We start from the raw sequence: 16,512 nt of genomic DNA on the forward strand, positions 1-16,512 counted from the left end.
GGAGATGGACATGAACTGGATAGCCGGCCGCTACGCGGCCTTTCTGTTGACCCTGGCCGGCGCGGCGGTCACCGCGCTATTGGCCGCGACGGCGTCCTTGTGGTGGCTCGCGGCCGCCGTGCCGCTGGCGCTGCTGGGCGCGCTCGGCGTGTATGACCTGATCCAACCGCGCCACGCCATCCGCCGCAACTATCCGGTGCTGGGCAACCTGCGCTTCCTGTTCGAGTTCATCCGCCCCGAGATCCGCCAGTATTTCCTGGAAGACGACACCGAGGCCGCGCCCTTTTCGCGCGCCCAGCGCTCCATCGTCTACCAGCGCGCCAAGCGGGAAATCGACAAGCGCCCATTCGGCACCCAGGAAGACGTCTACGGCGACCGCTACGAATGGATCAATCATTCGATGTCGCCCTCGCATATCAACGACACCGACTTTCGCGTGACCGTGGGCGGCCCCGACTGCACGCAGCCCTATTCCATGTCGGTATTCAACATCTCGGCCATGAGCTTTGGCGCCTTGTCGGCCAACGCGGTGCTGGCCTTGAACGAAGGGGCGCGGCAAGGCGACTTTGCCCATGACACCGGCGAAGGCGGCATCAGCCGCTACCATCGCCAGCCCGGCGGCAGCCTGGTGTGGAACATCGGCTCGGGCTACTTCGGCTGCCGCGACGAGCAGGGCGCGTTCTCCGAAGAGGCGTTCGTGCGCAATGCCTGTACGCCGCAGGTCAAGATGATCGAGATCAAGCTGTCGCAAGGCGCCAAGCCCGGCCACGGCGGCATCCTGCCCGCAGGCAAGGTCACGCTGGAGATCGCCGAGGCGCGCGGCGTGGCGCCCTGGCAGGACTGCAACTCGCCCGCCAGCCACTCGGCATTCGACAGCCCCATCGGGCTGATGAAATTCGTGGCGCGTCTGCGCGAACTGTCGGGGGGCAAGCCGATAGGCTTCAAGTTCTGCGTCGGGCATCCCTGGGAATGGTTCGCCATCGTCAAAGCCATGCTGGAAACCGGCATCACGCCGGACTTCATCGTGGTCGATGGCGCGGAAGGCGGCACCGGGGCGGCGCCGGTCGAGTTCGTGGATCACGTGGGCACGCCGCTGCGCGAAGCCCTGCGGCTGGTCCACAACACGCTGATCGGCGTGAACCTGCGGGACCGCATCAAGCTGGGCGCGTCGGGCAAGATCATCACCGCCTTCGACATGGCCCGCGTGATGGCGATGGGCGCGGACTGGTGCAACGCGGCGCGCGGCTTCATGTTCGCCATTGGCTGCATCCAGGCCCAGGCGTGCCATACCGGCAAGTGTCCCACCGGCGTGACCACGCAGGACCCGCTGCGGCAACGCGCGCTGGTCGTGCCGGACAAGTCGCAGCGGGTGGCCAACTTCCACAAGAACACCCTGCATGCGCTAGCCGAACTGCTGGCGGCGGCGGGATTGACGCACCCCGGCCAGTTGCGTCCGCACCATATCGCGCGCCGCATCTCGCCCAGCGAAATCCGCCTGCTGTCGGCCCTGTTCCCCGAGCTGGCGCCCGGCGAACTCTTGCGCGGCGAGTTCCGGCACCAGGTGTTCCGCGCGGGCTGGGCCATGGCGCAGGCGCATTCGTTTCAGCCCACCCACGACATCACCACCGCCCTGGCGCGGGAACACGCGGCACAGGCCGCCGCCGCGGGCACCTCATGACGCCGCGCGCGCCTGCGCCTACAGCCAGCGCTCGAAAATGCGCGAGAACGACTCCATGAAGCGGTCGTCCAGGCCGCGCTCCTTCCAGGCCTCGGGCGTGATCTGGACGGCATCGGCCACGTCGCGCTGGAACAGCGCCTCCATCTCGGCCGCAAACTCGGGACCCAGCACGACCGCATTGACCTCAAAGTTCAGCGCGAAGCTGCGCCAATCCATGTTGCTGGAGCCCACGGTGGACCAGACGCCGTCGACCACCGCCGTCTTCGCATGCAGCAGCGCGTCGCGCCGCTCGTAGATCTTGACGCCGGCGCGCAGCAGATCGGTGTAGTGCGAGCGCCCCGCGTGGAACACCAGCGACGAATCGCTGAAGCCCGGCAGCACCAGCACCACATCCACGCCGCGCCGCGCCGCGGACTCGAGCACCTCGATGAAGGCCGGGTCCGGCACGAAGTACGCCATCGTGATGTGAATGGACTTCTGCGCGCTTTCAAAGGCGGACATCAGCGTGAGGTACACCGTGTAGCCATCGCTGCGGTCGGGCTGGTTGGCGAGGATGCGCACGGTGGTGTCGCCGACGGGCGGCGCGACATGCGAGTCGCCCCACTTGATCGGCTCCTTCGCCTGCGACGCCCAGCCCGCCTGCAGCACCTGTTCAAGCTGCGCCACGGCCGGGCCTTCGATGCGCAGGTGCGTATCGCGCCACGGCGCGGATTCCGCATCCTTGGGCGGGTCGCCGGCCTTGTCATCGCCCGAGCCGCCGCCTGAGCCGGACCCCACGCCGGAACCGCCGCCACCCGACAGCGACGACGATTCGTACACGCTGCTGACGTTGATGCCGCCCAGGTATCCCACCTTGCCATCCACGACCAGCACCTTGCGGTGATTGCGCTGGTTCGGCGACCAACCGGCGCGCGCCCTCGCCGGATTCACGGGATTGAAGACCGCCACCTGGATGCCGGCATCGCGCATGCGCTGGAACAGGTCATCGGGCGTCTTGATCGTGCCCACGGCATCGACCATCAACGAGACCTCGGCGCCCCGCTCGCGAGCCGCCATCAGCGCCTCGGCAAAGCGCGCCCCTTCGGCGTCGTCGTCGAAGATGTACGTTTCCATGTGGACATACCGGCGCGCCTGGCCGATGGACTGGAGCATCGCCTTGTACGTGCTAGGCCCGTCCGCCAGCAGGCGCACGCGGTTGCCTTTCACCAGCGGCGCGCCGCTGACGGCCTGTTCTACCGCGAGGTGACGGGCGAGAAAATCATCCTTGGGTGTCTGCGGGTCCGCCGCAATGCCTTGCCCGCGGCGATAGCTGTCCTGCGCGGCGTCGGCGGACAGGCCCGCCTGCGCCGCGCGCGCCTTGCGCTCCTGCGTGTCCGGCACGCTGGCACAGGCGGCCAGCGCGGATGCGACGCACACGAGCAGGGCCGTGCGCGCCCATCGGCACGCACCGGACGCCATCGTCCGCCAGCCACTGCGCGGCCCAACCCGGCTCAAGGCCGGACATGGACTCATGATGCAGCGTTAGCGTCGATTGCCCGCCACGAGGATGCAGCCAAGCACGGCGCCCACCAGGGCCGCCACGCCGACCGACTTCCAGGCATGCTCATGCACGTATTCGTCCGCATAGGCCGTGGCGCGACGTGCGCGCTCACGGGCAGCGCCTTCCCACAGGCCTGCGGATTCACGCGCTTCTGCAAGCTGGCGCTTCAGGCGCGAACGCGCCGCATCGATTTCGGAGCCCGTGTACGAAGCCGTCGAACGCAGAAGGTCTTCCGTACCGGCGAGCAGCTCGTGCAAGCTGTCATTCACACGTTCACGATGCAAAGCCATTTCAGCGCGCTGGTGCTTTCGATTCATGGTAGCTCCTTTATTCTTGGGGCCGCCCCGGCTAGCGCCCGCATCGTCTGATGCAACGCAGCATCGCCATGGGCCGCGGAAACGACTTCCGCATGGCCGAAGCCCCATTGTCCACACCATCGGCCAGCACTGCCCGAGCTTTCGCAACCAGCCGTAAACCGATATTTCAGCGGAGCGAAACTTGCTGATCGCAAGGGGCGGCACCTGGGCGGGGTCGCGCCGCATCCCTCGCCGTTCTCCGCAAAACCTGATTTCGATTTCGTAAAAGTCCATTGCATTCAGAGGCTTGGCGCTTGACACGCAAACCCCCTCAACCGCCACAATAGGTCTTCTCAATGCGCTTCAACCGCCCCAAAAGGAACTGAACGCATGGTTTCTCCTTCTGCACTTTTTGCCGCCGCCGCCCCTGAATTCCTCGCGTCCGAGCCGCAGCATCCCAGCGCCGAACAGATCGAACTGCATGACGGGCTGCTGGACCGACCCGCGCACATCGATCCCAAGTTCCTTTACGACGCGCTCGGCTCATCGCTCTTCACGGCCATCACGCAACTGCCCGAGTACTACCCCACCCGCTGCGAAGATGAAATCTTTCAGCGTCACGGGGCCGATATCGCGCGCCACATCGGGCCGGTGCAGGCGATGATCGACCTGGGCGCGGGCGACTGCGTCAAGGCCGAGCGGCTTTTTCCCAGCCTGCGGCCCAGTCACTATGTGCCGGTCGACATCTCGGCCGATTATCTGCAGACGGCCGTGCGCCGGCTGCAATTGTCGTATCCCGACCTGCGGATCACGGCGGTGGGACAGGACTTTTCCCACGAACTCGCATTGCCCGCCGACGTTCCGGCCGAGCAGCGGCTGTGCTTCTACCCAGGATCGAGCATTGGCAACCTGGGCCCGGATGACGCCTATGCCATGCTGTGCCGGATCCGCGAGGCCTGTCCCGGCGGAGGACTGTTGGTGGGCGTGGACCGCGTCAAGCCCCGGAGTGTGCTGGAACCGGCCTACGACGACGCCCTGCACCTGACGGCGGCGTTCAACCTGAATCTGCTGCGCCACGTCAACGCGGTGCTCGACAGCGATTTCAATGTCGAGGACTGGCGGCATGTAGCCGTCTTCAACAGCGAACGCTCGCGCGTCGAAATGCATCTCGAAGCCCAGCGCGCGCTGCACGTCACCTGGCCCGGCGGCCACCGGGAATTCAAGCGCGGCGAGCGCATCCACACGGAAAACTCCTACAAGTTCACCCCGCAGGCATTCAGCGACCTGCTCCACCGCGCGGGCTTTCGCGATGTCGCGCATTGGTCCGACACCCGCGGCTGGTTTTCCGTTTTCAGCGCCCGCGCCTGACCCGCGACCGCCCACCCCGCATCTTGAGGATCGACATGGACCCCGCATGCCTGCTGACCCACCCCGCCCTCGGGCCTTACGCCAGCGGACAGGCCGGACAACACGACCGGTACGACGCTGTGCGCGCCACCACCACGGCCCTGGCGGCCCCGCTGAGTCCGGAAGATTGCCAGGTGCAATCCATGCCGGACTGCAGCCCCGTCAAATGGCATCTGGCGCACACCACGTGGTTTTTTGAAACCTTCCTGCTGGCGCGCTTCGATGCTGCCCGCCCGCCATTTCATCCGCAGTACCGGATGCTGTTCAACTCCTACTACAACGCCGTCGGCGCCAAGCATCCCCGGCCGCAACGCGGCCTGCTGTCGCGCCCACCGCTGTCCGAAGTGCTGCAGTACCGCCAGCATGTGGACGACGCGATGCACGCGCTGATCTCGCGGCTGGGCGGCAATGATCCGGATTTCGATGCGCTGCTCGAACTGGGCCTGAATCACGAGCAGCAGCACCAGGAACTGATCCTGACCGACCTCAAGCACATGCTGTCGGCCAACCCGCTCAAGCCGGCCTACGTGGCGCCGGGTCCGCCCGCGATGCCGCCGGCCACGCCCGCGGGCTGGACCCGCTACGAAGGAGGCATCACGCGCATCGGCCACGACGGCCACGGCTTTGCCTTTGACAACGAAGGACCGGCCCACGACGTGCTGCTGACGCCCTTTCAACTGTCCGACCGCCTGGTGACACAGCATGAGTACCTGGCCTTCATGCAGGATGGCGGATACCAGCGGCCCGAGCTGTGGCTATCGCTGGGGTGGGACATGGTCTGCGCGCAGGGCTGGCGCGCCCCGCTCTACTGGGAGGGCGACCGCGACGCGTGGCGCATCTTCACCCTGCGCGGCATGCAGGACCCCGACCTGCAGGCGCCCGTCACCCACGTCAGCTATTTCGAAGCCGACGCGTACGCGCGCTGGGCCGGCGCGCGCCTGCCACGCGAACCCGAATGGGAACACGCCGCGCGCCAGTTGCCGGACGGCACCTTCTCCGCGCGCGCCAACATGCTGGAAAACGGCCACCTGGACCCGCGCCCCGCCCCCGCGCGCGACGGCCAGGGCGGTCCGGTGCAGCTCTTCGGCGATGCCTGGGAATGGACCTCGAGCGCCTACGACGCCTATCCGGGCTTCCAACCCAGCGCCGGCGCCGTGGGCGAATACAACGGCAAATTCATGTGCAACCAGTTCGTGCTCCGAGGGGGCTCCTGCGCCACGCCGCGAGACCACATCCGCGCCAGCTACCGCAACTTTTTCCCTCCCGAAGCGCGCTGGCAGTTTTCCGGCATCCGTCTTGCGCGCGACGCCTGACGGAGCGTCCGGGAAGCCGCGCACGGACACAGAAAGGTGCGAGTCAAGGCGCCCAAAAAAATCCAGGCCCGGCCGCTTGCACTCGCAAAAAACTTCGTGCTAGAATTTCGTTCTTCGTTGATCAGCACTTGCAGCGCAAACTGACCAGCGAGAAAAGGATGGCGCATTAGCTCAGCCGGTTAGAGCGACGGAATCATAATCCGCAGGTCCCCTGTTCGAATCAGGGATGCGCCACCAAGAATTTCAAGGCCCGCACAGTGTGCGGGCCTTTTGCATTGCGTCTAAGGGATATCGGGCCCGAGTAATATCAGCCCCGAAGGGATTCAAACCCGATACACCGCATCCCGGCGACGACCGCCCCAGGTTGCCGCCAGGCTGGCCACGAACGCGCCGATCAGCATCGACGCAAAGCCCCACAACGCGAACGCCGCGGCAGCCTTGCGGGCGGCGTCGGCCGCTTCCTTGGCTTTCTGCTTGGCGTCCTCGGCCGCCTTCTTGGCGTTCTGGATGGCCTGATCGACGCGGCGTTGCGCCACCGCGGGTTCCACGCCCGCCTGCGCCGCAACCACCTTCACGACGTAGTCGCGGTCCTCGGGCGTCATGTCGCCGCGCGTGACGCTCATCGCCACGATACGGCCGACTTCGGCGCGCGCCGCCTCGGGATCCGCCGTTGCCTCCGGACGATCCGAGCGCAGCAGGCTGTCGGTCAGATAGTCGGTGGCGCGTTCCATGCCGCCCCCGCTCGCCCCCGCCGCCGCAGCGGCCGTGGCAGCCGTGCCTGCCGTGGCCGCCACCGAGGCGCCAGCCTTGGCCACACCCGACGCCATGGATGCCAGGGCAGAGCCCAGCAGCGCTGCGCTGACGATCGCGCTCAGGGCCCACACCAGAAAGCCGTGTGCGGTGTCGCGGAAGTAGACCTCGTCCGAGTGCACGTCGACCCATTTGGTCCGCAGGCGTCCGGCGACGTAGCCGCCGATGCCGTAGGAAACGATCTGGGTGAACAGCATCCAGACGATGATGCCGATGCCGATGGCCGGGGCCGACATGCCCTCATCGCCCCACGGCGACACCGACAGGAAGCCCAGACCCGTGCCGCCGGCGAAGAGCGCGAGCGAAAGCGCGGCGGCGATCACCGCGCCGGCGAAGACCGCCGCCCACGAAACAGCCGAAATGGCCGATTCGCGGACAGGCAGGCCGTCGGCGTAGGGTTGGCTCAATGAAGACGAATTTTCCATGATCGATCCTTGTTCATAGTCTTATGCAACCGCATGAACGCGGCGGATAACGAGTCAGCGGTTAGTGCCAGAACAATGCCAGCAGGATGATGATGGGGATGGGCACGCCTAGCAGCCACAGCAAGATGGAGCGCATGGAAACCTCCTTGTTTCGATGATGGAATCGGGATCGCGCGACGCAGGCCGCAATCAGGCCAGGTCGATGGTGCCCGGGGCGCGAGGATCCGGCGCGGGCGGCGTGGGATCAATGACGTCGGGGTTGTCCGTGGGACGGCCCGGATCCGGAAGCGGATCGTCCTCGGGCGGATTGCCGGGCAGAGCCGGATCGTCGGGTTGAAGATCGCCCGGCTGGCCGGGTTCGCGGTGCGGGAATTGGGACATGGTTGCATCTCCTCAAGCGGCGCTCATGCGCCTTGCCTGAGCTTCAGCAAACCGCGTTCCCGGCGCCCTGCCCGTGTCGTGCAACGTTGAGCGGCCTCGGGCATCTGCCCTGGACCCAAACCCGCGGCGCGTCAGTCCTTGCGCCGTCCCCCGCCTTGCGCGGCGGACGGCTCCGGCGCCTCGCCGCCCAGGAATGCCATGACGGCAGACTTGCCCGCGGCCGAGGCCTCGTCCAGGCTGGCGTAGCGCTTGTCGGAGTAATTGGTGCTGCGCACATTTCCCGATTCAGGATCGAGCAGCGTGATGATCCAGGCGAATTCGCCGGGAGAAAGCTGGCGCACCTGCAGGGTGGCGCGCGTGCCGGGACGCAATTCTTGCGTCATCTTGCGGCCTTTTCGGTATGTCGATGACGCCATCGTAGCGCAATCCGCCCCGCCGTCGCGAGCCGCTCCCGCCTCGCCGAAAATGCTGCGCCCGCACATGTTTTTCATGCTGCAGACCCCGAGGCAAATACGCCACAAAGCGCTTGCCGCAGCAGGAAAACCCTAGGGTGCAGTCCGCAAATACAGGCGCACAATCGACACAAACAGAGAGACCGCTCAGCGGCGCCGCATCCCTTTAATCAGGCGAGGACGGAGACAACATGACTTACTTGGCAGTTTTCATGAGCTGTTTGATGGTTATGGGTATCGTCGCGTTGGTGATTCAAACGATACGCAGCGCAGGGCCCGAGCCCTGGCTGAAGATATCGGCGGCGATCGTCAGTTCCACCTTTGCATCGTTGCTGCTGGTCCCGTTGGGATTCGCGGTCGCCCTGACGATGCTCATCGAGTAATCCCCCTTCTGAAGGCCAGGCCCGGACTAACCGTTGCGGGCCGGCCTGCCGCGCGTCGCCGCCCAGCACACCAGCGAGCCGGCGGTGACCATGGCCACGCCCTGCCAGAACGACAGGGTGAGCGGCGTCGACAGCCACACGGCGGCGAAGAAGGTGGAGAAAACCGGGGTGAAGTATGACGCCGTGGCCAGCAGGGTGAGGTTGCCTCGCAGTATCCCCACGTTCCAGAACGCATAGCCGGCGGCCATCGCGCCCCCGGTCACGCATAGTTCGAGGGTGGCGGGCGCCGTGAACACCAGCGAGGGTTCCGCGCTGAGCAGGTACTTGATCCACAAGACCGCGGCCGTCAGCATGAAAAACAGCGCGACGCCATTTTTGCCATCGGCAAAGCGCTTCGTCACGTTGCAGTACACGGCCCAGATGATGGCGCCGCTGAAGGCCAGGCCATAACTCAAAGGATTGCTCGACACATTGGCGGCGGTGCGTTCGAACGACAGGCCGCCGGATCCACCCACGACCCACACGATGCCGCAGACCGACAACAAGATGCCCGGCGCCACCCACACGCTTGCCCGCTGGCCGTTGATGAGCATGGCAAATATCACCGTCAAACACGGCCAGAGGTAATTGACGATGCCCAGTTCGATGGCTTGCCCACGATCGGCCGCGAAACCCAGCGACAGCGAGAGGCATATCTCATAGGCGACGAACAGCACGCTGCCCACCACGAGATAAGACCGGGGAAATGCGCGCAGCTTGGGAAAGCCGAGCAATAACACCAGCAACGCCGCACCCACCGTATAAATCAGCGCGGCGCCGCCTATCGGTCCAAAATTTTCACTGACGCCGCGAATCAGGCCGACGACAGTGCCCCACAGCAACACCGCCAGCAAACCCAGGGTAGTGGCCGCGCTACGGCCAGGAGTCCATTGCATTACCGTTTCCAATTGCTTGCCGCACCTGCCCGCCACACCTGCCCGCCCGCAGGCCGGCGCGGCGCCAAGGCGGCAAGTTTAGCGAAAACCGAATGGAGAATAAGCTGCATGGCCATTTCAATACGCAGGATGAGCGACGTACTGGCAAGCACGGATTCGGGCCGTCTCTACCGCATCGAAGTGTTTTTGCAGGCGGACGAGCCCGAGGCCGGCGCCGCGCCGCGCGCCGGTTCGCGCTACATCCTCAGGACTTCCGAGGGAGACCATGTGATTGCGCTGGACGACAGGCGCTACCGCCTGAGGTCGGGTGAAGTCCTGACCGCCCTGCCGCCGCCGCGCCACGACATCTGACGGGCGCGCGGCGAGGCCCGGCCTCAGGGGTCCAGGGCCACCCGCCGCTTGCCCAGGCCCTTGGCCCGATACAGCAACACGTCCGCGCGCTCCAGGAGCTGCATCATGGTCGTGCCCGATCGCGGATACTCGGCGATGCCTATGCTTGCCGATACGGCGACGCGCACGCCCGGATACGGCAGCGACAGGCTCTCGACAAGGGCCTCGGCCACATGCCGCGCATGCTCTCCGCTGGCGCCCAGCAGCAGCACCGCGAACTCGTCGCCCCCCAATCTTGCCGCCACGTCGGACACCCGGATGGCGCTCGCCATGCGGTCTGCCGCCTCTTTCAGCACCGTATCGCCCGCGGCGTGGCCGTGCATGTCGTTCACCGCCTTGAAGCCGTCCAGATCGATCGCCAGGATCGAGAACGCGTCGCCGCTGCGCTGCGCCACCGCCAGTTCCCGCATCACCAGTTCGCCGAACAACACCCGGTTGCACAGGCCGGTCAGGGGATCGTAGTGCGCCAGGTGCTGCGCGCGCGCCAGCATGCGCGACGCCTGCAACATGGCCGCCCCGACTTCCTGGGCTTCCTTCACGCGTGTGGCCGGCAGTTCCACCGTGCGGCCTTCGCCCAGCGCCACGGCGGGCGCGACCAGTCCGTGCACAGCCGACGTCAGCCGGCTTGCCAGCCGCAGCGCCAACCACAATCCCAGGCCGAACACACACAGCGTGCCCAGCGCGATCCACGCAATGGAGCGGTACAGGCCCGTGGTCAACAGTTGCGTGGGCGCGCCGGCCACGACCGTCCAGCCCGACAGCGACGACCGGCTGAACGCCGTGTAGACCGGTGAGTCCTCCTTGGTGATGGTTTCGAGCGAACCCTCGCTATCCTGCTGCATGGCGCGTGCCAGCGCGGGCACCGCCTTTTGGCCCACGAACCGGGACGTGTCCCGGGTCCGCGCGACGATGGTGCCGGACTCGTCCAGCACCGCCGCCACCCAGCCCTCGGGCAGCGCACGCCGGCCCAGCACGTCGGCGATGCTCTCGGGCGACAGCGCTACATTCAGGCTATAGACCACCTCTTCGTCGCGCAGCACGGGCACGCCCAGCGCAATGGTGGGCCTTTTGGAGAGGCCGCCGACAAACAGGCCGGTGAGCACCGGGGCACGCGACTGGAAGACGCGCAGCAGCTCCTTGGGGGCACTGCCCGCCGGCAAGGCCGCTCCATAGGGCACCCGCGTGTTGAGGATCTGGCGTCCTTCCTTGTCGGTCAGGACGTAGCTGTCGGCGATCTGGAATCGCACGGCGTCGCGCGCGCGCCGATGAAATCCCTCCAGGTCCCCGCCCACGAGGTCGGGAGACGAGGCGAGCATCTGCAGGCCGGCCTCGACGCCGGTGAGCTCGCGGTCGAGGATGGCCGTGAGATTGCGCGCCAGGAAGATCGTGTCGCGGTAGATCCGGTCCTTCTGTACGACGTAGCTTTCGTAGACGGCAACGGTCGCCACGATCAGCGACGGGGTGATGCAGGCAAAGACCAGCACCAGCAGGCCCGTCTTCATGGAATAGCGGCGCGGCCAGCGCGGGCGCGCGCCACCGGGTTCGTCGCCGTCAGCCGGGGCGCGGCGCGCCGCCGGGGCTGCGCGTCCCGAACCTGCCGCCGTGCCTGATGATTTCCCCGTTTTTTCCGCGCTAGCTGTCTTCAAGGTCCGGCGTCCCCGCGAACTGGCTCTTGAGGAGCGTCAACGCCCCTTTTTCAGCCAGCGCCTCGTTGGGAAACACGTGCTTGGTGTCTTCAAGCACAGGAAAGCCGAAGACCCGCGCACGGACGTGGTAGCCCTCGGGTGTTTCCGCGAATTCGATGTCGAAATTACGCTCTTCGATCCAGCCCGACCGATGCAGTTTCCATTCCATATTCCATGCGCTCCTGGTTGGCGAGGTTGACACGAACGGCCGGCGGCAAAGCCGCCGGCGCTGCTACACCATACACCCGGCCAGGCGCTCCCGGGGAGCCCGGCGGGGCTATTCGGGACGGGCCCGACGGGCAGCCGCCGGCGTGCCTGCAACAGGGCCGCCGGCCGCAGCGCCATCCGGCACGGATGCGCTTGCCTCGGGGGCAACCGCCGCGTCGCTTGTCGCGGACGAAAACAGATCCCAGCTCGCCATGAACAGCGCAGCGATCAGCGGACCGATCACAAAGCCGTTCAGGCCGAACAGGGCCATGCCGCCCAGCGTGGAGATCAGCACGACGTAGTCAGGCATCTTGGTGTCCTTGCCCACCAGGATGGGCCGCAGGACATTGTCGACCATCCCGATGACCAGCACGCCAAAGGCGATCAGGACGGCGCCCTTGACCACGGCGCCCGTCAGCAGGAAATAGATCGCCACCGGCGCCCAGATCAGGCCCGCGCCGATCGCCGGCAGCAGCGACAGGAAGGCCATGATCACGCCCCACAGCAGCGCGCCCTGGATCGAAAGAATGGAAAAGATGATGCCGCCCAGCGCGCCCTGCGCCGCCGCCACCGCGACGTTGCCCTTGACGGTGGCGCGCACCACGGTCGTGAACTTGCGGAACAGGTGCTGCTTGTGGCCGTCGCTCAGGGGCACCGCGCGCCGCAGCCGCGCGGACAACTGCGGCCCGTCGCGCAACAGGAAGAACAGCAGGTACATCATGATGCCGAAGCTGACCACGAACTGGAATGTGTCCTGTCCGATGCTCAATGCCTGGGTCGCCAGAAACTGGCTGGCCTGCATCGCGCCGGCGCTCAGCTTTTCCTGAAGGCTCGGAATGTCGGCCAGGTCGAAGCGTGACAGCAAGGCATGCACCGACGGCGGCAACGCCTCCATGGCCTGCTGGAAGTAGGCCCCGAAGTTGATCTGGCCGGACTTGATGCTTTGATAGAGATTGGCGCCTTCGGTCACCAGCGATCCGCTGATCACGACCAGCGGAAGAATCACCAGCAGCAGCACCAGCAGCAAGGTGATGAGCGCAGCCAGATTGCGCCGTCCCCCGACGCGCATCACCAGGCGGCGCTGCAAGGGAGCGAAGAGAATGGCGAGAATGGAGCCCCAGAAAACGGCACCATAGAAAGGCCACAACAACCATCCGAACGCGATGGTGACCACCACCAGCAGGAGCAGAAAGGTTTTGTAGTGCACGCCGGAAGATTGGCTCATAGTCCGTCCAAGGCACGGCAATCGCCGCAAGAGCCGCATTGTACAAAGCGCGGCCGGGCGGCGCTCGGGTCGCGAGGGGTCTGTCGCATGGCTATGGCGCCGCCGGGCCTGCGCCGGCCGCCTGCAGGAGGGTCGCGCGCGCCGCCTCCAGCGCATCGGACTGCGCGTTCAATCCCTGCAGGCGCAGGTTCAATTCCTGCTGCAGCGTGGGCTTGGCGACGCGCGCCTGCCCGTCCACGAGCAGGATGTCCGCGGCGTTGGCCGCCACGAGGTCGGCAATGCCCAGCGCGTCGCGCGCGACCGAATCCATTTTGGCCGCCGCATCCATCAACTCGGCAGCCGGCGCACTCACGGCTTCGTCGTAGACCCCGTCGTACACCGGCGCCAGGTCGGCGGGCAGGGCCAGGTCCGTGCGCGCCCGATCAGCCTTGCCGCGCGCCTCCTGGACCTGCGCGGCGGCGTCGGCCAAGGTCTTGCGGGCGGCCTCGAAGCTGGCCCTGCGCTCCACGATCTCGCCCACGGAGCGGATCGTCTCGACCGCCAGCACCTCGCGCAGCGGCGAGGCCGCCTTGGCCATCGCGTCCTGGAAGTCCGTGATCACCTCGTAGGCGTCGTCGTAATCGCCGATGGCTTCCTTTTCGGATTTGCTCAGCATGCCGATCGGCACCAGCGTCACGTTGTTCATCCGGGCCTGCAGCAACTGTATGAACGCGGCGCGCTCCTGCGGCTCTTTATTTACGCAGGCCGTCATCAACAGCAACGAGACCACCGCCATGCCTGTCACGCACGCGCGAACCAAGACCATGCGCATCCTTTCGCACTCCGATTTTGCAGATTCCGGCGCCCGCCGCTGCGGGCATTTCCGGCAGATTATCCGGCAGGGGCCGTCCCCGCATCCCGAGGGGCGGATTTTGTTGCCATCGAAGCGAGTTGACACAGGGGAGCGGGCCCTCGCGCCCGCGCGACGGATCGACGCCGGCTTCCTCTAAAATCACGGATCCGGCGGCCGGCGGCCGCCCGCAACATCGCATTTTGGCTGACGACATGAATCAGAACGCTTCCTCCCAGGCCTGGGGTTTCACGCATCCGGACTGCCGCGGCGCGAATGCCCTGCTCCTTTTCATGAACGACCTGGCGCGCGTGGTCAATCAGTACCTGGGCAATGGCAAGCTGTCGGACGAAGCCCTGGCGGACGCCCAGAAGGCCGTCGACGCCCTGCTCGACCGCTATGTGGAAATCGAGGCCGCGCCGGAAGCGTTCGACAACGAGCGCATCGAACTCGCCCTGGAAACCGCCCCGCAACCCGACGGCTCGACGGCCGCCCAGGTGGCGCTGCGCATGTCGCCGCGCCTTGAAGGGCTCATCATCGAGGCCCAGCGCCAGGCCCGTCCCGCGGCGCACTGAGCGTACGGCACGCTCCGCTTATGCCCTTTGCACAGAAACCGCTTGCAAAATCGGGCAACTCCGGATATTATCGTCAGTTGGCTCTTGCGGCTTAAATTTTGCGGCTTAAAACAACCGGCTGCAAAGACCAACGTAAGAATACCGCTGTACGGGCAACACCGTACAGTCACCAACGTCTTCCCAGACCCTACCCATCTGGGAGCACACCGGAACCGAAGCGGGATCACTCCCGCCGTTCCAGCCAACGCCTGTAAGCCCCTGCGTCATTGCGACGTATATAGCGAAAAACAAGCGAAAAACGCAATCGCAGGGCCAGGTCGCAGCACCGCCTTAGCCGACCCGTCAGTTCCGGATCGGCCTGAAGCCACCGCAATCATCCCAAAGCTGCCCTATCGGAAGCAGCAACACATATCGCGGGCAATGACCGCGAATGCAAGAGCCTAGCCGCTCTGCATGATCTCGGGCCGCACGGGCGTAAGCAACCGCGCAGGCAAACGCGCAAGCGGAAGTCTTGTACATCCAAGCCACGCGGACCCGAACCGATGCCATCCAGGACTGGAGGATGGCATCACCGCCGCATCACGCCATCAAAACGACGCGCAGAAACATGAGAATGCGCAAAGAGATGGCGGCAACAATGCGTTAGTGTCATGTAATGCCTGTCCAATACAACCCGGCGGGCACGGCACAGGTGCAAATGCCCGGCCTCAACGCCGCCTTGCGCCCCACTTGGCAATACGCAGCTTTTCCAATAACTAGAACCTAAAGAGAACACAACATGAATACTCGTTTCACCACCACCGACCTGATCCAGCGCCCGGCCCACACCCAGCTCGACGACATGCCCATCCATATCGGCGACATCGTCTACCTGAAGCCGGCCAACGGCCCCGAGATCCGCGCAACCGTCATTTTCAATGCGCCGATCAACGGCACGACCACCTACACGACCGAAGTGGTGCCGTGCGGTGCGGCCGCGCAAAAGGCGCCCGGCCAGCGTATCCGCTTCCGCCACGAACACGTTCATCGCATCGAACCGGTGCGCCGCAACGCTCGCTGAGCTGGGTCAAGACCGCCGCGTTTCATACGCGGCGGTTTGCTTTTGTGCGTGCTAAAGTCGCGGCAATTCCAGCCCTGGCGATATCGACATGCAGAACAATCGTCTCGCGGTCCGCATCTGGGACCTTCCCACTCGACTCTTTCATTGGGCCCTCGTCGTCTGTATCGTCGGCGCGTTCGTCAGCGTGAAGCTGGGCGGCCTGTACATGGACTGGCACGTGCGCTTTGGCTGTACGGCGCTGGGCCTGATCCTCTTTCGCCTGCTGTGGGGCTTTGTCGGCCCGCGCTACGTCCGGTTCGCGCACTTCGTGCGAGGCCCATCGTCGATCGCCCGCTACCTCAAGGGCGCGGCGGCGCCAGCCGGCCACAATCCACTGGGAGCCCTGTCCGTGATGGCGCTGTTGCTGGTCGTGGGCTTCCAGGCGGTCAGCGGCCTTTTCACCACCGACGACATCATGACGCAGGGCCCGCTGTTCGGATACGTGTCGGAAGCCACCGCCAGCGCCATGACCTCGTGGCACAAACTCAACGAGTGGGTCATCATCGGCCTTGTCGCGCTGCATGTGCTGGCCGTGGCCTGGTATGCCGTCGTGCGACGCAAACGGCTGGTGCGCGCCATCATCACCGGCAACGTCGACGCCAAGGACATTCCTCCGGGCACGCCGCCCACGCAAGACGGGCTGGCCGTCTGGCTGCGCGCCCTGGTGCTGGGCGCCTGCGTCACCGGCCTGGTGCTGTGGATACGATCCCTGGAGATCGTATCGGACATGTCTTTCTCGTAGACCTTTTTCGCAGACCTTTCTCGCAGACCTTTCTCACATACGCGCCGTCGCGCGCGCGCAAGAAACAGCCCCGCCTGAACCGCCCCGAACGCCGGACTTGAATCCGACTTCGGGGCTTTTTCAGTGCGGGGCTTGTTCTT

Annotated in this window: 18 protein-coding genes and 1 tRNA gene; 9 read left to right on the forward strand and 10 right to left on the reverse strand. The window is 65.7% G+C overall.

Translation table 11 applies throughout. From position 1 onward, the window contains the following. Positions 1-10 precede the first annotated feature (10 nt). A complete protein-coding gene (locus tag BMW75_RS20545; protein WP_092581649.1) occupies positions 11-1,678 on the forward strand; it encodes an FMN-binding glutamate synthase family protein in 1,668 nt (555 codons plus the stop codon). A gap of 18 nt (positions 1,679-1,696) precedes the next feature. Here the strand turns inward: BMW75_RS20545 and BMW75_RS20550 are convergent, their stop codons facing one another. Further along, positions 1,697-3,136 carry a phospholipase D-like domain-containing protein gene (locus BMW75_RS20550; RefSeq protein WP_254792085.1) on the reverse strand — a complete coding sequence of 480 codons (1,440 nt, stop codon included), beginning with the start codon at positions 3,134-3,136 and terminating at the stop codon, positions 1,697-1,699. Positions 3,137-3,199: 63 nt separating this feature from the next. Next, the gene (locus BMW75_RS20555; protein ID WP_076519790.1) at positions 3,200-3,535 is read right to left on the reverse strand and encodes an ElaB/YgaM/YqjD family protein; all 336 of its coding nucleotides are present in this window, start codon (positions 3,533-3,535) and stop codon (positions 3,200-3,202) included. Between the two features lie 369 nt (positions 3,536-3,904). On the opposite strand from BMW75_RS20555, the gene egtD reads away from it, so the two are divergent. The 3 genes from egtD to BMW75_RS20570 all read left to right on the forward strand — a co-directional run bounded on the left by egtD (position 3,905) and on the right by BMW75_RS20570 (position 6,471). Next, positions 3,905-4,882, forward strand: coding sequence for an L-histidine N(alpha)-methyltransferase (egtD, locus tag BMW75_RS20560; RefSeq protein ID WP_092581651.1), 978 nt, complete (start codon positions 3,905-3,907; stop codon positions 4,880-4,882). A gap of 35 nt (positions 4,883-4,917) precedes the next feature. After that, positions 4,918-6,234 (forward strand): ergothioneine biosynthesis protein EgtB, encoded by a 1,317-nt coding sequence (gene egtB, locus BMW75_RS20565; protein ID WP_092581652.1) that lies wholly within the window; start codon positions 4,918-4,920, stop codon positions 6,232-6,234. A gap of 160 nt (positions 6,235-6,394) precedes the next feature. Next, positions 6,395-6,471 (forward strand) — tRNA-Met (locus tag BMW75_RS20570). Between the two features lie 86 nt (positions 6,472-6,557). Here the strand turns inward: BMW75_RS20570 and BMW75_RS20575 are convergent. The 3 genes from BMW75_RS20575 to BMW75_RS20585 form a co-directional block, all read right to left on the reverse strand. Then, on the reverse strand, positions 6,558-7,469 hold the full coding sequence (locus BMW75_RS20575; RefSeq protein ID WP_092581653.1) for a hypothetical protein: 912 nt from the start codon (positions 7,467-7,469) through the stop codon (positions 6,558-6,560). A gap of 189 nt (positions 7,470-7,658) precedes the next feature. Further along, complete coding sequence (locus BMW75_RS20580; protein ID WP_076519786.1) at positions 7,659-7,850, reverse strand: hypothetical protein; 192 nt, start codon at positions 7,848-7,850, stop codon at positions 7,659-7,661. Between the two features lie 131 nt (positions 7,851-7,981). Next, on the reverse strand, positions 7,982-8,233 hold the full coding sequence (locus BMW75_RS20585; RefSeq protein WP_076521986.1) for a hypothetical protein: 252 nt from the start codon (positions 8,231-8,233) through the stop codon (positions 7,982-7,984). A gap of 260 nt (positions 8,234-8,493) precedes the next feature. On the opposite strand from BMW75_RS20585, the gene BMW75_RS20590 reads away from it, so the two are divergent. After that, entirely contained in the window at positions 8,494-8,685 is a 192-nt protein-coding gene (locus tag BMW75_RS20590) for a hypothetical protein (RefSeq protein WP_076519785.1), read from the forward strand. Positions 8,686-8,711: 26 nt separating this feature from the next. On the opposite strand, the gene yddG is transcribed toward BMW75_RS20590, so the two are convergent. Next, the gene (gene yddG / locus BMW75_RS20595) at positions 8,712-9,620 is read right to left on the reverse strand and encodes an aromatic amino acid DMT transporter YddG (protein WP_092581654.1); all 909 of its coding nucleotides are present in this window, start codon (positions 9,618-9,620) and stop codon (positions 8,712-8,714) included. A 108-nt stretch (positions 9,621-9,728) separates the two neighbouring features. On the opposite strand from yddG, the gene BMW75_RS20600 reads away from it, so the two are divergent. Next, a complete protein-coding gene (locus tag BMW75_RS20600; RefSeq protein WP_076519783.1) occupies positions 9,729-9,971 on the forward strand; it encodes a 6-phosphofructokinase in 243 nt (80 codons plus the stop codon). A gap of 23 nt (positions 9,972-9,994) precedes the next feature. On the opposite strand, the gene BMW75_RS20605 is transcribed toward BMW75_RS20600, so the two are convergent. From BMW75_RS20605 to BMW75_RS20620, 4 genes are all read right to left on the reverse strand, one after another. Beyond that, entirely contained in the window at positions 9,995-11,512 is a 1,518-nt protein-coding gene (locus BMW75_RS20605) for a sensor domain-containing diguanylate cyclase (RefSeq protein WP_092581655.1), read from the reverse strand. A 130-nt stretch (positions 11,513-11,642) separates the two neighbouring features. Next, positions 11,643-11,864 (reverse strand): hypothetical protein, encoded by a 222-nt coding sequence (locus BMW75_RS20610; RefSeq protein ID WP_092581656.1) that lies wholly within the window; start codon positions 11,862-11,864, stop codon positions 11,643-11,645. Between the two features lie 108 nt (positions 11,865-11,972). Beyond that, on the reverse strand, positions 11,973-13,127 hold the full coding sequence (locus tag BMW75_RS20615) for an AI-2E family transporter (protein WP_254792086.1): 1,155 nt from the start codon (positions 13,125-13,127) through the stop codon (positions 11,973-11,975). Between the two features lie 91 nt (positions 13,128-13,218). Then, complete coding sequence (locus BMW75_RS20620; RefSeq protein ID WP_092581713.1) at positions 13,219-13,932, reverse strand: DUF3053 family protein; 714 nt, start codon at positions 13,930-13,932, stop codon at positions 13,219-13,221. A 239-nt stretch (positions 13,933-14,171) separates the two neighbouring features. Between BMW75_RS20620 and BMW75_RS20625 the strand changes: the two genes are divergently transcribed. From BMW75_RS20625 to BMW75_RS20635, 3 genes are all read left to right on the forward strand, one after another. Then, positions 14,172-14,531: a hypothetical protein gene (locus tag BMW75_RS20625; RefSeq protein WP_076519780.1), complete on the forward strand. Its 360-nt coding sequence runs from the start codon at positions 14,172-14,174 to the stop codon at positions 14,529-14,531. A 778-nt stretch (positions 14,532-15,309) separates the two neighbouring features. Then, positions 15,310-15,591, forward strand: coding sequence for a hypothetical protein (locus BMW75_RS20630; RefSeq protein ID WP_076519779.1), 282 nt, complete (start codon positions 15,310-15,312; stop codon positions 15,589-15,591). Positions 15,592-15,679: 88 nt separating this feature from the next. Beyond that, entirely contained in the window at positions 15,680-16,372 is a 693-nt protein-coding gene (locus tag BMW75_RS20635; RefSeq protein WP_092581657.1) for a cytochrome b/b6 domain-containing protein, read from the forward strand. The last annotated feature ends 140 nt before the right edge of the window (positions 16,373-16,512 follow it).

The sequence above is a fragment of the Achromobacter sp. NFACC18-2 genome, assembly GCF_900108985.1.
Classification (GTDB): Bacteria; Pseudomonadota; Gammaproteobacteria; order Burkholderiales; family Burkholderiaceae_B; genus Achromobacter.

Bases quoted from the DNA above. Each gene is read 5' to 3' on its own strand.
- egtB (WP_092581652.1), top strand. From the start codon at position 4,918: ATGGACCCCGCATGCCTGCTGACCCACCCCGCCCTCGGGCCTTACGCC.
- BMW75_RS20625 (WP_076519780.1), top strand. From the start codon at position 14,172: ATGAATCAGAACGCTTCCTCCCAGGCCTGGGGTTTCACGCATCCGGAC.
- BMW75_RS20575 (WP_092581653.1), bottom strand. From the start codon at position 7,469: ATGGAAAATTCGTCTTCATTGAGCCAACCCTACGCCGACGGCCTGCCT.
- BMW75_RS20605 (WP_092581655.1), bottom strand. From the start codon at position 11,512: ATGAAGACGGGCCTGCTGGTGCTGGTCTTTGCCTGCATCACCCCGTCG.
- yddG (WP_092581654.1), bottom strand. From the start codon at position 9,620: ATGCAATGGACTCCTGGCCGTAGCGCGGCCACTACCCTGGGTTTGCTG.
- BMW75_RS20600 (WP_076519783.1), top strand. From the start codon at position 9,729: ATGGCCATTTCAATACGCAGGATGAGCGACGTACTGGCAAGCACGGAT.
- BMW75_RS20555 (WP_076519790.1), bottom strand. From the start codon at position 3,535: ATGAATCGAAAGCACCAGCGCGCTGAAATGGCTTTGCATCGTGAACGT.
- BMW75_RS20590 (WP_076519785.1), top strand. From the start codon at position 8,494: ATGACTTACTTGGCAGTTTTCATGAGCTGTTTGATGGTTATGGGTATC.
- egtD (WP_092581651.1), top strand. From the start codon at position 3,905: ATGGTTTCTCCTTCTGCACTTTTTGCCGCCGCCGCCCCTGAATTCCTC.
- BMW75_RS20545 (WP_092581649.1), top strand. From the start codon at position 11: ATGAACTGGATAGCCGGCCGCTACGCGGCCTTTCTGTTGACCCTGGCC.
- BMW75_RS20550 (WP_254792085.1), bottom strand. From the start codon at position 3,136: ATGGCGTCCGGTGCGTGCCGATGGGCGCGCACGGCCCTGCTCGTGTGC.
- BMW75_RS20580 (WP_076519786.1), bottom strand. From the start codon at position 7,850: ATGTCCCAATTCCCGCACCGCGAACCCGGCCAGCCGGGCGATCTTCAA.
- BMW75_RS20615 (WP_254792086.1), bottom strand. From the start codon at position 13,127: ATGAGCCAATCTTCCGGCGTGCACTACAAAACCTTTCTGCTCCTGCTG.
- BMW75_RS20585 (WP_076521986.1), bottom strand. From the start codon at position 8,233: ATGACGCAAGAATTGCGTCCCGGCACGCGCGCCACCCTGCAGGTGCGC.
- BMW75_RS20620 (WP_092581713.1), bottom strand. From the start codon at position 13,932: ATGGTCTTGGTTCGCGCGTGCGTGACAGGCATGGCGGTGGTCTCGTTG.
- BMW75_RS20610 (WP_092581656.1), bottom strand. From the start codon at position 11,864: ATGGAATGGAAACTGCATCGGTCGGGCTGGATCGAAGAGCGTAATTTC.
- BMW75_RS20630 (WP_076519779.1), top strand. From the start codon at position 15,310: ATGAATACTCGTTTCACCACCACCGACCTGATCCAGCGCCCGGCCCAC.
- BMW75_RS20635 (WP_092581657.1), top strand. From the start codon at position 15,680: ATGCAGAACAATCGTCTCGCGGTCCGCATCTGGGACCTTCCCACTCGA.